Here is a 13286-nt window from a genome sequence, read left to right as displayed (position 1 = left end):
TTTAGTTGTTGGGTGTTTAAGTGTCAATCTAATTGCAAAATAATTAAAAGAACAAATAATTATTAGAATTTTCTTAAATATTTTTAAGGATAAACAGTTTTTCCGTCCGGAAATTTAGCAAATCGTTTATTTTCAGCATTATGTACGTTATCCGGGCGTTCCCAAGGCCATCCGCCAAATTCTGTTTGCCTAAAACGGTTTATTCCATCTTCGATATCTTGTCTATTATTCCCGACAAAGGGTCCGTTTTGTATCACTCTTTCTCCAATGGGTTTTCCTTGTAATAGAAGTAATCTTGCCGATTTTTTTCCATTTTTTAAAGAGAAATCTTGTGTAGGGTCTAGAATAATTCTGTGTCTTTCAGGTATTTCAAATCCATCTGTAAAAATATTGTCTCCTTCGAAGAAGTAAAGCGACCTGTTTATTTCTTCATCTTCACGCTCTAGAATAAAAGTAGCATCAGGATCTAAATCGATTAACCAAATTGCAACCTTGTTGTCAGAATTTACGGCCCAAGAATCGGGTGGAGGAGCAGGTGCTGATTTATCCTTATAATTTCCGGCTATCATTTTTACTTTTATAGAATTTCCTTCAGCGTCTGTTGTATGAACAATTGGGATATCTTCATGCCAAAACATGCTAAAATGCGGTTCTACATTCTTACTTTTCGCCGGAAGGTTAAGCCATATTTGAAATAATAAAAGCGGATTAGGTTTGTCTTGATGAATAAGCGGGAACATCTCACTATGTTGAACGCCTTTACCAGCCGTCATCCATTGCACGTCACCATCACCAAATCGCCCAGCAGCCCCGAGAGAGTCAGAATGATCTACGTAGCCAGTTTCTGCGAGGGTTACAGTTTCAAAACCAAGATGTGGATGCGCAGGAAAACCAGGGATCTCACGACCGTGATACATTGCCCAGCCGTCTTTTTGCTGAAAATCTTGCCCTAGAAGTCTGCCTGCAAGAGAAGCATCAGGACCTAATTTGCCATTTCCTTTAGGGTATTTGTCATTGTGAAAAGCACAAAATAAAAATGGGTCTGCAGTTTCCCATTGTTGTCCTATTTGTGTGATTTTTTTGATAGCGCTCATAAGATGTCTTTTAATCTAATCAACATTAAAATTAAGCGGATATATTGGTTTTAACCGTTAATTTTACTCAGATTCTTAGAAAAATTTCAAGGTTTATGAGTCAGTACTTTCAGAAGGAAATTAGTTTGCGAGCAAGAAAACGCGGTTTTCATCTTATCACTCAGGAGATTGTGCAAGCAATGCCACAGATCAGAAGTATAGAAATTGGCATGCTACAGGTTTTTATTAAACATACTTCGGCCAGTTTGACTATTAATGAAAATGCAGATCCTACAGTAAGAGAGGATTTTGAGAGTCATTTTAACGTGATGATCCCAGAAGATCAGCCGTATTACAAACATAATTATGAAGGTTCTGACGATATGCCGGCGCATATTAAAGCTTCTTTGCTTGGAGCATCAGTGCAAATTCCTGTAACAAAAGGCAGATTAAATATGGGCATCTGGCAAGGAATTTATCTTTGCGAACATAGAGATTACGGTGGTTCTAGAAATATTGTAATTACCTTGATGGGTAATTAACTTTTTGCCTCAAGAAGTTCTTCTAGAATTCTTACCACGCCATTTTCATTGTTACTTGTTGTGCTAAATTTCGCTGCGTTTTTTACCGCGTCGCTAGCATTTGCCATTGCATAACTAAAATGCGCCTGATCTAACATCTCCAGATCATTGTCATAATCGCCAAAGGCCATCGTTTCTTCTTTACTAATAGAAAGACGATCTTGTAATAGTGCGATCGCACTGCCTTTGTCTGTGTTGTTGTTAGAAATATCTAACCAATTCTCACCAGAAACTTTAACCTTAAAATCATTTTCAAACTTCTTAAAGTCTGGATAGGTGTTTTTCCTAGAACCAGTAAAACTATAGATCGCTATTTTAAGGAAGTCGTCATTTTCAATACTTTTTAAGTCTTCGGTTTGCTTGTAATCGCGGTAGTATTCTTTAAAGTGCTCTAAGAAATCCTGATTCTTACTTTCAACATAACCGTGTTTTTTACCACACAACACGATGTGCGCATCTTCAATTTTACGGGCGATCTCAATAAAGTTTTGACAAGCGCTTTGGTCAAGGGTTTTAACCATAAGTTCCTCTTCTCTATGTTTTACAAAAGCGCCATTTTCTGCAACAATATAGATCTCATCTTTAATGGCATCAAGCTTTTCGCGAATGCTATAATATTGTCTCCCACTTGCAGCTACAAACTGCACACCTTTAAGCCTTAGTTGATGTTCTAGTTCAAAAAATCTGTCGCTTACTTTGTCTTCTGCGTTAAGGAGTGTGCCGTCCATATCAGTGATGACCAGCTTAACATTTTGTAGTTCCATAGGTTAGCTAAAATAGGTTTTTTGGCTGCAGCCAAAAAGAATTAAACATTAAAAAAATGCAACCCTTTTGAGGTTGCATTTTATATTGTGATGCCTTTCGGCGAAAAGGTCTAGAATTTTGCTCCTTTTTCTATTCCTTGAAGCGCTTTTGTAATGAAAGTTCTGATGTCGTCGTTTGCCGTTTTAAGATCTTCTGAACGTAGATACATCATGTGACCGCTGCGGTATCCTTTAAAGTCTAGTCTGTCGTCTAACTTACCATTAGCATTGATCTGCCCCATGATGTATTTTGCATTAAAATAGGTGCATGCACCATCAAAATAACCACTTTGAACCATTACATGCAGATTAGGGTTTGTGTTCATCGCTTCTCTAAGATCTGCGCCAGAGTGATTGTTGTCGCGATCCCAAGGATGCACGGGGCCAAATAGATTGTATTTTAAGTCTGTTTTAAAGCCTAGCTCGTTAGCAAAATAGTAGTTTGCCGGCGGAGTGAAACTGTTAAGCCATGAGGTCAATTCGCTATTATAATCTGGTCTGTCGCCAGCGTCTTTTACATCTTGTCCTCTGTAGCGAGAATCTAGACGACCTATGGTAAAACCTTCGTCACGCAAAAGATCCTTCCAGAAATAATTAAACGGTACGGCAAGATTATTTTGAGCGATGGTTTTCTCAGAAAGCCCAGAATAATACGCCATTTTCTTGATTATCGCATCGCGCTCACTTTTTTCAAGAAAGCCGCCTTTTGCAACTGCGGGTAATACGGTGTTTACTGCATATTTTTCAACTTCAGGAAGAAGCTCAGTAAGATCTCTAGATTGTAATTCTGCCGGTAAAGCATTGTGATACCATGCAGCAGCTGTAAAATATGGAAGTCTATTTGCGATCTCTACAGGACCTTCAAAATTAAAACCAAGTTCTGTAGGAGAAACTAAGATCACGCCATTAAGATACATCCATTCGCCATTCTGTAAAGCGTTTGCTAAGCCAGAAACTCTAGTGGTTCCGTAGCTTTCACCTATTAAGAATTTTGGCGCAAGCCATCTATCATTGCGTGTCACAAAAGTTCTTATCCATCCTGCTAAATAATTGATGTCTGCGTTAACGCCAAAGAACATTTTTCTATCTGGCATTTCGCCGTCTTTGTTTGCTAACATGCGGCTATAACCAGTATTTACGGGGTTTACATAAACGATATCTGCAACGTCAAGAATAGAGTTAGGATTATCCTTCATGCCATACGGCTGAACAGGGTAACCTTCATCGTCAATTTTTAAAACACGAGGACCAGTATACGCAATATGCATCCAGATCGAGGCAGAACCAGGACCGCCGTTAAAACTAATAACCAGCGGACGATCTTCTTTATTTTTTACATCTGTGCGCTGGTAAAAAGTGTAATTAAGTGTAGCAACAGGATTGCCTTCATCATCCCAAACAGGTTGAAAGCCCACAGTTGCAGTGTAAGGAATGTTTTTACCGTTAATTGATGAGGTGTGGTTGGTGACGATCGTTGTGTCAACCGGAGCTTTTACTTGCTGTGCAGTAACGCTATATGCTAATAGCGAAAAAAGTAGAGTGATCGATAAATGAATTTTCTTCATTAAAATGAAATTAGGGTTAATAAAAAGTCAATTATGGAGCCCTCAATATAAGAAAGAAATTCCTTCTAAAGCCACGCCAATGAAGACAGCAAAGCCAAAACTGAGCAGTGTTCCGACAAGAACATACTCGGTTTTAAGATGATCAGAATCTTTAAAACGAAGAATAGATTTTGCGCCTATTAAAAAACCCACAGCAGAAAATTGGCCTACAATGATGAAAATGAGAACTAACCATCGCTCTACAATTCCTATAAGTCGACCGGCGTTAGGGAGATCTTCACCTTTTTTGCCGTCAAAACTGATGTTGTAGGTTTCAAAAATTTCGCGGATAAAAATGTTTGCAGGTTTAGTACAAAATAAAAATGCCGTAAAAACCTGTAAAAAAAACAGCGAAAAAGAAATATCAAAAGCAGGCTGCCAGTCGAGTAGCTTCAGGTATGTAATTGAAAAAACGGCAAACACAATTGCATGCAAAGTTTGGTCAATAAAAAATGCATATTTTCCTGTGTATTTGCTTTTGATAAGTTTTGGCTTAGAGCCATCAATAACAAAATGAAGTATTGCAATGCACAGCGCAAATGGTATAAAGCTTAAAGCGAAACCTAATACCGCGTGACAAATAAAAACAATGAGTGCATGCCATAGCAATTTTTTGCTTCTAAAGCCTTTTTTGTCTTTAGAAGATGCCATTTTCTTATTCTGGAAGCTATAATCAGCAAGGAGATGTGCAATTAGCTGAAGCAGAATAAGATGTTGTATGGTCATGCTAGTGGTTTGTTAATGCATTTTCGTAGTACAATATAGCTTTTTCTATGGCATTATAACCAGAAGTAGTGGAATGCTGATTAACTGAAGATTGACTAGTGCCCAGTTTATTTGCGATCTCTTCTTCTGATAAGCCCCACAATTTATAGAAAATAACCTCGCTTTGTTTTTTTGTGGCTTTAGAAAAAATGTGATCTAGAAGAGTAAAAATCGTGTTTATCGTGCTATCTAATACTTCATCATTAGAGATAAACATGAGAGTACCTTTAATGATAACACGCTTTTTGTAATGTGTGCTACTCTCGCTTACTAAGCGGCCGCTTAAATAAATCGCTTCACCATCTATAATACCAGCTTCTGGATCATAGCGAGATAACTCTTCAAAGCCTATTGCCATACGTAAACCATGCTCTTCAAAATAGCGATGACGCTTTGTCTTTGCATTAAGATGAAGTGATTTTATGAATGTTTTTATAATGAGCGCTACTCGTAGAGAATCTTGAGGAGCGGGTGTAACACACTCTAAGTAATCACCTTTTACAAGCCTACTAAACGTATTAAAAGTACGCTCTAATTTTTTAAAGAGTTCTTGTAATCCTGTTTCTAGAGTTTCTTTTGAGGGATCGTCTAGACTTGTATAGGCTATTACATCTCCAGATATGACGGCTTTATGCTTCATATCACAAATATAAGTAAATAAACTTATATTTTATATTTATAAGCTATTAAACTTATATTTTATGTTTATAAGCTCTTGAGCTTATTTATTTTGGTTAAATAGCGCTTTAACGTGTGGTTTTTGAAGCTCTATGATCGTGAAGACTCCTAGTAAAATGCCTAAAATACCTGTAAGACAGTTAAGAACAGCCATTACCATAATGTATGTATGGTGTTTTCTTTTACCAATATAACTAGCAGCAACTATTGTCATTATCCCAAAAGCAATAGAGATAAAGAACCCAACAATTCCTATGATTTGAAAAATTGCGAAGAAGTTAAATGGCATTTCTTCAAAACCATTATTTTGTTCTACGGCAGGGATAAAGAATCCAATAAAAGCGTATATCAAAAAGAAAAGAGAGAAAAGAAGGTTTAAAATTCCTTTAATGATAAAAAGAGTTTTAAAGGTGTCGAGATTGTTGCTTGGTTGAGTTTCCATGAGATGTTTATGTTATATGTAGTGAAAGTATGCAATTTGTTACGTCAAAACGTATTTAATAAAACGCTTCAATTTTAATAGTAATCACTTAGCATAAAATGAACTAAACCTTACCTTTGCCGTTCCCTAAAATTTTGATCCTTGATGACTGCCGAAACGATAGAAACGTACTCAGATCTTTTTAAAATAGACCAAAAGCTTGATAAACTTGTTAAGGATATTGAGCTGCTTAATTATCTTAATCCGCTTAATATTGAGCAGGAAAAGAAGCGCTTTTTTGCTTCAAAATATTCTGAGAATCCTGTTTTTAAATATCGCAAACTAAAGTTTGACCCTTACCGCATGCAGCGGTTATTCTTTAATCAGCGTGTTGAAGATATTAAAGATGATGAGGTGCGTAGTCTATATGAGGATATCATTTATGAGTACAGCGGCATAATTCAATGTTTTGAGAGTATAGGTCAAGGCAAGCGTTTTTACTACAATACGCTTAAAGTCTTTGGGACACCTAAAGAAAAAGACGTGCAGAATGCGCGTTTTATCCTGCATTTTGCAGATGAAGATGGTCTTGACGAAATGATCCCACGCTACACTGCTGATGAAGCTGAAGCATACTTTAGAGCTTTTGCAAAGCAGTATGATTTTAATTTTAAGATCAAGCAAAGCACACATATTTCGGCGGCGGCAATGGTGCTTAATGCATCAGAAACTTTGGTTTTGAAACGCAATCATAAGTTTAGTGAAAACCAACTTAAGGTGCTCGCAAATCATGAGATCGGGGTGCATGTTGTCACAACGTTTAACGGAAAAGCGCAACCTTTAAAGATTTTTTCTAATGGTTTTGTAAGCAACACAGAAACACAAGAAGGTCTTGCAGTTTTAAGCGAATATATGAGCGGTTGCCTTACTATGAAGCGCATGAAAGAGCTTGCTTATCGTGTTATCGCGGCAGATAGTCTTATTAAAGGATATGACTTTAGATCTACGTTTGATCTGCTGTATAGCCAGTATAAACTAGACAGAGAATCAGCCTGGCAGATCACTTTGCGCGCACACAGAGGCGGCGGTTTTACAAAGGATTTTGTATATCTCACTGGTTTAAAAAAGATGTACAATGCCTTTGAGGCTGGTGATGATTACAAGTTGCTACTTTCGGGGAAGGTGACGTATGAGTACCTGCCAATCATTAAAAAACTAATCGATAAAGGTCTTGCGATTCCTCCTAAATTTGATTCGTTCTCTTTCAAAGAGAATTTGAATACAAACAAAAAATTAGATTTTATACTTCATAATCTTAAATAGGTTCTTTTGGCTTTAAGCCAAATAATTATTGCCGCAATCCCGTTAAAAATTTGTAAAAGCAGTAGTTAAAGAAATTTAATTTTCTGCGGCTTAAGCGAGTGCTGTTATATCTTGTAGCGTCATTAAAATGAGATTATGATTATGCTGATGAAGCGCTTAGAAATATGGATCATTGCTACAATATTTTTGTTAACCGGTGTTTTGACTTTTGCCTTTAAAGGTCAGGTGTATAGACCTGATGAGGCTGGTGCCGAAAATTATGAGGTTACGCAAACCTGGGAAATGCCTGATGAACTTTCAGAGGTTTCTGGGATTGCATGGCTAGGCAGCAATAAGATCGCTGCGATTGAAGATGAGGATGCGATAATTTACATTTATGATCTTGATAGTCGTAAGGTGATTGACAAGATCACATTTGGCGAATACGGAGATTTTGAAGGGATTGCCGTGCGTGGCGACGATGCGTATGCGATGCGTAGCGACGGAGTGTTGTTTGAGATCAAGAATTTTCAATCAGAAAAGCCAGAGGTTAACACGTATGAACTTCCCTTTGACGACAAGAATAATATGGAAAGTTTGTCGCTGGATCGAGGTAAAGAGAATCTGCTCATAATCCCGAAAGATAAAGATACAGACGACGAAGATCATAAAGCGATCTATTACTTCTCTATTGATGAGAAGGAGTTTAAAAGTAAACCGTACGTAAACATTGATCTTAAAGACAAAAAGTTAAAAGAATTTGAGAAGAAAAAGGGTTATAAAACCCTGAGGCCATCAGAGATCGCGGCGCATCCAGGAACTGGTGAGATCTATGTTTTAGAAGGTGTAGACCCTAAACTTCTCATTCTTGATCTTGAAGGAAAAGTAGAAAAAGTCTACACCTTTGATGATGATATTTTTCCGCAGCCAGAAGGGATGACATTCACGCCCATGGGAGACCTTTTTATATCTAATGAAGGTCGTGGTGGTAACCCTGCGAATATCGTTATGGTTGAGCTTTTTTAAAGATTGATGTATTTGCTACGCGGGTATTTTACCTCATAGCTAAATTCCTTTTTAACGCTTTGCTTAGGTTCTAATTTAAGTTCCCATTGCATGATGCCGTCCTCATCATCATATTTTGCATCGCCAGTTTCAATTTCGCTTACTTTAATGTCGTCATTTTGAGAAATCGGGATTCTATCTTCGAGCAATAAATTGATTGCGCTGCTTTTATTGTTTTTAATATCGATAGTGTACTTTCTGGCAACGATGCGGTTATTTCCTAAGAAAGTAGATTTTTTAAAATCATTTTCTCGTTCTCTTTTTACGATAATATTTGGGTCTACGCCCAAAGAAAGACTCAGACTGTCTGAAGTTGCAACAGGGCTAATCTGGGTTTTACCCGCATAATTACCTTCAAAATAAATGCTTGCTTCTCCCTGCAAAAGATCATATTTCTCCCATTCTCGCACGGTTGCTGTAAGAAAAACATTTTCATTAAGCTCTGGCGCAGCATAATGTTTGTAAGTCGCCGGAAGATCAAAATTATCGATCTCAATAGTCGTTACATCACCATTAGAAACAATAGAATACGGCTTATTGATCTCAAATTTTGTGTTCGTTAAACTTTCTTGCTTTGCTGTAACATTCTCGCTATAGTCTTCTTGTTCAACTTTAATACCTGCCACGGCGCCCGTTAGGCTTCTCTTTTTTTGCCTCCCATAACCTACCACTACCACTTCATCTAATGTATTTGAATCTTGCTCAAGTTGAACATTCATAGTAGATGCATAAATAGGTAAATTTTGAGATTGATAGCCCACATATGAAATTGCCAACTCCTTCCCACGCTGAATATTAATTCTGTAATCCCCATCAACGTCTGTACTTACGCCATTTGAAGTTCCATTTTCTATAACATTAACGCCCGGCAGTGGCAGGCCATTGTGATCTAGAATTCTTCCATGTACTGTTTTAATCGTTGGGTTGTATTTGTGATTATCACGTCTTACCGCCGTTGAAGATCTATAATAGCGTCCCACAAAATTTAAATACTTGGTATCAAGCTCGGGCTTTATATTATTTGTGCTAGGATCACCAGTAGAAAGTGTGAGTTGCACATTGTCCCAATCTACACCGCTTTGTTGATATACATTTGCTTTATAATTTACTTCAATAGGGCTGTTACTGTTCTTTGCACGTATATCATATAAAGGGAACCATCCTGCGTTGCTAATGTTGTATGAAAGCTTAAGATCTAGATTAGTTGCGCTTTCAGCATCTAGCTTAAGAACAATTTCACCGCGTCTTTCTTTTTTATTGTCATTGAGTTTGTTCATTTCTTTTTTAAGATCAGCAACAGACTTGTCAAGGTCATATTTTTCAAGTCTTAGGCGGTAGATCTCATTCTTGATTTCGGTGGTGCGCTGGCGATAATAGGTTGCGATCTGTTTTAATTTCTCGAGAGAAAGATCTGTGTTATCGCTATTCACACGCTCATTTTTTGTAATAATGTCTAATTCCTGCTGATAACCGCTTATCTGATTTTCGATCTCATTTACTTTCGCGTCAAGCGCATCCATTTCATCCTCAAGACTTTTATATTCTGCAGTTTCTTTCTTTTTGTCCAAATAATTATAATTAAACATGATAGAGAGTACACTGGCATTTTTAAGTCCAGAAACCTGTATGCTACTTTCAATAATATCTGGCGAGAGGTTGTCAAAAGTTATTTCATTACTACCACCTTTTAAGCTTATATACGCTTGTCTTTCAATGGTTGCGCCTTGTAAATACACAGTGACATTTTTTATGGTAGAACTTTGCGCTGCTGGCTTTTCGCTTGCGCGAAAAGAATTAACACAAAAAAACGCTAAAATGAGAGTAAAGATATTTTTCATGAAGTGAATTGATTGAGAATAATATTGTTTGAATATAACGGTTTAATTTAAAACTTAAGTGAAAATGAGGAATATAAAAATGAACTTGCATCTAGATTTGGCGTATTAGGAATTGTTCTCTTACCGCCTATGAGAATATTAAAATCTCCATAATCGCCCTTAACACCTGCGTCAAAACCACTTTGAATAAACGACGGATCAAAGAAAATGGGATTCTGAAGATTTGTATTGTTATTGAGGTCATTACTAAAGTATCTACCGCTCGCAAACACAGACCAATGCTGACTTATAAAATATTCTGCATTAAAATCTGCGCCTACTTGTAGACTTTGATTTAGCGGATCATAACTTGACGCTTGCGCTAAAAATCCTGCGCCTAGCTCCAGAGAAAAATTACCTTTTGTAAATGTTAGTGCATTGCTTGCATAGCGAGAAAAACCAATGTTATCAATATTGCTACTTATGGTTTTTTGCGAGAAATCTAATGAGAATTTTGGTGAGGTGTAAATATTCAATTGATTGTCTTCACTAGGTTTTTCTACGATTTGAGCTTTCGCCGAAAGGCTAACATTTATGCATATGAGAATAAAAATGATGCTTTGCTGTAATCTATCGCTCATAGTTATCTTTTAATTTAAAGACCTAAAGACAATATCTATGTTGCAAAAGTATTGAAAATGAACAGGTCTAATCTAAAAATCTAGATTTCAGCGCTGGTGTTGGGATCATGCAATGCTCTTTCTTACCATACCATTTGTAGCGGTTGCGGGCGACAAAGTCATAAACGGAATTGCGTAAAAATCTTGGTACAGCGATAAATCCGTAGGCGAGGGGATAAGACTTGTCTAGATATTTTGAAACTCTAAGGGCAGCGCTACTTTTTATAAAAACCTTGCCGTGGTCTATAAAAACCATGCTGTCAGTTTCGGCGGGATCAATATTGTATTTTTTAAGTAAGTCTTTGCCGGTTTCGCTTTGTAGCGATGCAAAATAGATTTGCTCTTTTTTATCATGTTTAATGATAAATTGTACTGCGCCATCGCACAGATTACAAACACCGTCAAAAAGCAAAATCTTATTATGCATGGCGTAAAATTATTGAAATTTGACCGTATTTTGCAGCGATGTTTGAAAAAGAAAAGCTCATAGAACTGGCGCATTATAAAATGCCTTTTGGTAAATATGAAGGCCGTTACTTAGTCGATATTCCTGAGTATTATTACGGTTGGTTTAAACAAAAGGGTTTTCCTCAAGGTAAATTAGGTTTTATGATGGAGCAGATGCATGAGGTTAAAATAAACGGCATTGAGGAAGTAGTAAGAAAAATAAGGGATAATTACCCTAGGCCGAGTAACTTTCGCGGAAGCGAAAAATAAACATTTTACACTTCTTTAACTTCCTTAAAATTATACATACCTTTGCATCCCGTAAAATCACTTTTAGATGGCAGAAACCAAATACATCTTCGTTACGGGCGGGGTTTCATCTTCACTAGGTAAAGGAATTATCGCAGCTTCTCTTGCTAAATTATTGCAAGCTAGAGGATACCGTGTTACAATTCAAAAGCTTGATCCGTATATTAATGTAGATCCAGGAACGCTTAATCCATACGAGCACGGCGAGTGCTACGTTACTGATGATGGTGCAGAAACAGATCTTGATCTGGGGCATTATGAGCGTTTTCTTAATGTAAATACTTCGCAGGCAAACAACGTTACAACTGGTAGAATTTACCAAAATGTAATTGAAAAGGAGCGCCGTGGCGAATTTCTAGGTAAAACCGTGCAGGTTATACCGCATATCACAAACGAAATTAAAGAGCGTATTCAAGATCTGGGTAATCGTGGTGATTATGATATCATCATTACAGAGATTGGTGGAACTGTAGGTGATATTGAGTCATTGCCATACATTGAGTCTGTACGCCAATTAAAATGGGAGCTAGGCGATGATAATGCGCTAGTTATTCATTTAACGCTCATTCCTTATCTGTCTGCAGCAGGTGAATTAAAAACAAAACCTACGCAACACAGTGTAAAAACACTGATGGAAAGCGGTATCAAAGCAGATATTCTTGTATGTCGTACAGAGCATGAGTTAAGCGATGATCTTAGATCTAAATTGGCGCAGTTCTGTAATGTTAAGAAAGAAGCTGTAATCCAATCTATAGATGCATCTACAATTTATGATGTACCTAATTTAATGCTTGAAGAAGGTCTTGACCTTATTACGCTTCGTAAGCTAAAATTATCTGAAGATACTAAGCCAGAGCTTACACGCTGGAATGAGTTCTTGCGTCGTCATAAAAATCCTAAAGAAGTTGTAACCATTGGTCTTATAGGTAAATATGTAGAACTTCAGGATAGTTATAAATCTATTTTAGAAGCTTTTATTCACGCTGGTGCAGAAAATGAAGTGAAGGTAAATGTAGAGCCTATTCACAGTGAATTTATCACGCAGCAAGTAATTGACGAAAAGATAAGTAAGCTAGATGCTGTACTTGTTGCTCCAGGTTTTGGTGAGCGTGGTATAGAAGGTAAGATCAAAGCCGTGCAGTATGCCAGAGAAAATAATATTCCTTTTTTAGGGATTTGCTTAGGGATGCAAATGGCTGTGATAGAGTATGCACGCAACGTGCTAGGTCTTAAATCTGCCAATTCGACTGAAATGCACAAAGAAACTCCAGATCCTGTAATAGATATCATGGAAGAGCAAAAAGACATCACACACATGGGCGGAACCATGCGTCTTGGAGCTTGGGATTGTGACCTTGATGTAGACAGTATCGTGAGCAAAGTTTATAATGGTAACATAATAAGCGAGCGTCACCGTCACCGTTATGAATTTAATGATAAATACCGCAAACAGCTAGAAGATGCTGGTCTTAAAGTTACTGGTACAAACCCAAAAACCGGACTCGTAGAGATCGTAGAGATCCCAGAACATCCATGGTTTGTAGGAGTGCAGTATCATCCAGAATATCGCAGTACGGTTGCAAATCCACATCCGTTATTTGTAGCGTTTATTCAAGCGGCGGTAGAGCACAAAAATTCATAAACACCGCCAATGTGGCATAAAAAGGATTCTTGGGCTTGTAATTGTTTGCAGTGCTACAAGCAATCCTTGCAAATTATAAATTGAAACAGGCATTTTGCC

The 13286-nt window shown here is 37.3% G+C and carries 14 protein-coding genes; 5 read left to right on the top strand and 9 right to left on the bottom strand.

The window, feature by feature from the left end; all coding sequences use genetic code 11:
• Window positions 1-83: 83 nt before the first annotated feature.
• Entirely contained in the window at window positions 84-1094 is a 1011-nt protein-coding gene (locus ACZ5L8_RS07610) for a pirin family protein (protein WP_464440650.1), read from the bottom strand.
• A gap of 95 nt (window positions 1095-1189) precedes the next feature.
• Here ACZ5L8_RS07610 and ACZ5L8_RS07605 point away from each other — a divergent pair, with 95 nt between their 5' ends.
• A complete protein-coding gene (locus ACZ5L8_RS07605) occupies window positions 1190-1615 on the top strand; it encodes a secondary thiamine-phosphate synthase enzyme YjbQ (RefSeq protein WP_462597984.1) in 426 nt (141 codons plus the stop codon).
• On the opposite strand, the gene ACZ5L8_RS07600 is transcribed toward ACZ5L8_RS07605, so the two are convergent.
• From ACZ5L8_RS07600 to ACZ5L8_RS07580, 5 genes are all read right to left on the bottom strand, one after another.
• Window positions 1612-2418 (bottom strand): HAD family hydrolase, encoded by an 807-nt coding sequence (locus ACZ5L8_RS07600; RefSeq protein ID WP_464440649.1) that lies wholly within the window; start codon window positions 2416-2418, stop codon window positions 1612-1614. The two genes, ACZ5L8_RS07605 and ACZ5L8_RS07600, sit on opposite strands and share 4 nt — an antisense overlap.
• Window positions 2419-2528: 110 nt before the next feature.
• The gene (locus ACZ5L8_RS07595) at window positions 2529-4022 is read right to left on the bottom strand and encodes a S10 family peptidase (protein WP_464440648.1); all 1494 of its coding nucleotides are present in this window, start codon (window positions 4020-4022) and stop codon (window positions 2529-2531) included.
• Window positions 4023-4064: 42 nt separating this feature from the next.
• The gene (locus ACZ5L8_RS07590; RefSeq protein WP_464440647.1) at window positions 4065-4787 is read right to left on the bottom strand and encodes a DUF3307 domain-containing protein; all 723 of its coding nucleotides are present in this window, start codon (window positions 4785-4787) and stop codon (window positions 4065-4067) included.
• A 1-nt stretch (window position 4788) separates the two neighbouring features.
• Complete coding sequence (locus ACZ5L8_RS07585) at window positions 4789-5466, bottom strand: helix-turn-helix transcriptional regulator (RefSeq protein ID WP_464440646.1); 678 nt, start codon at window positions 5464-5466, stop codon at window positions 4789-4791.
• A gap of 81 nt (window positions 5467-5547) precedes the next feature.
• Entirely contained in the window at window positions 5548-5946 is a 399-nt protein-coding gene (locus ACZ5L8_RS07580) for a hypothetical protein (protein WP_464440645.1), read from the bottom strand.
• A 144-nt stretch (window positions 5947-6090) separates the two neighbouring features.
• On the opposite strand from ACZ5L8_RS07580, the gene ACZ5L8_RS07575 reads away from it, so the two are divergent.
• Both ACZ5L8_RS07575 and ACZ5L8_RS07570 read left to right on the top strand, forming a co-directional pair.
• Window positions 6091-7248 carry a flavohemoglobin expression-modulating QEGLA motif protein gene (locus tag ACZ5L8_RS07575; protein WP_464440937.1) on the top strand — a complete coding sequence of 386 codons (1158 nt, stop codon included), beginning with the start codon at window positions 6091-6093 and terminating at the stop codon, window positions 7246-7248.
• Window positions 7249-7383: 135 nt separating this feature from the next.
• Window positions 7384-8253 (top strand): SdiA-regulated domain-containing protein, encoded by an 870-nt coding sequence (locus ACZ5L8_RS07570; protein WP_464440644.1) that lies wholly within the window; start codon window positions 7384-7386, stop codon window positions 8251-8253.
• Here the strand turns inward: ACZ5L8_RS07570 and ACZ5L8_RS07565 are convergent.
• The 3 genes from ACZ5L8_RS07565 to ACZ5L8_RS07555 all read right to left on the bottom strand — a co-directional run bounded on the left by ACZ5L8_RS07565 (window position 8250) and on the right by ACZ5L8_RS07555 (window position 11216).
• Window positions 8250-10130: a DUF4139 domain-containing protein gene (locus ACZ5L8_RS07565; protein WP_464440643.1), complete on the bottom strand. Its 1881-nt coding sequence runs from the start codon at window positions 10128-10130 to the stop codon at window positions 8250-8252. The genes ACZ5L8_RS07570 and ACZ5L8_RS07565 overlap by 4 nt on opposite strands.
• Before the next feature lie 47 nt (window positions 10131-10177).
• On the bottom strand, window positions 10178-10750 hold the full coding sequence (locus tag ACZ5L8_RS07560; protein ID WP_464440642.1) for a hypothetical protein: 573 nt from the start codon (window positions 10748-10750) through the stop codon (window positions 10178-10180).
• 67 nt (window positions 10751-10817) lie between these two features.
• Window positions 10818-11216 carry a thiol-disulfide oxidoreductase DCC family protein gene (locus ACZ5L8_RS07555; RefSeq protein WP_464440641.1) on the bottom strand — a complete coding sequence of 133 codons (399 nt, stop codon included), beginning with the start codon at window positions 11214-11216 and terminating at the stop codon, window positions 10818-10820.
• Window positions 11217-11254: 38 nt separating this feature from the next.
• On the opposite strand from ACZ5L8_RS07555, the gene ACZ5L8_RS07550 reads away from it, so the two are divergent.
• Window positions 11255-11506, top strand: a complete 252-nt coding sequence (locus ACZ5L8_RS07550) for a DUF3820 family protein (RefSeq protein ID WP_462597994.1) — start codon at window positions 11255-11257, stop codon at window positions 11504-11506.
• Between the two features lie 67 nt (window positions 11507-11573).
• Window positions 11574-13187, top strand: a complete 1614-nt coding sequence (locus ACZ5L8_RS07545) for a CTP synthase (protein WP_464440640.1) — start codon at window positions 11574-11576, stop codon at window positions 13185-13187.
• Window positions 13188-13286: the final 99 nt, after the last annotated feature.

This window comes from Leeuwenhoekiella obamensis, from assembly GCF_055391795.1.
Note: the sequence above shows the minus strand (reverse complement) of the source record. Positions and strands in the feature narration are given on the sequence as shown.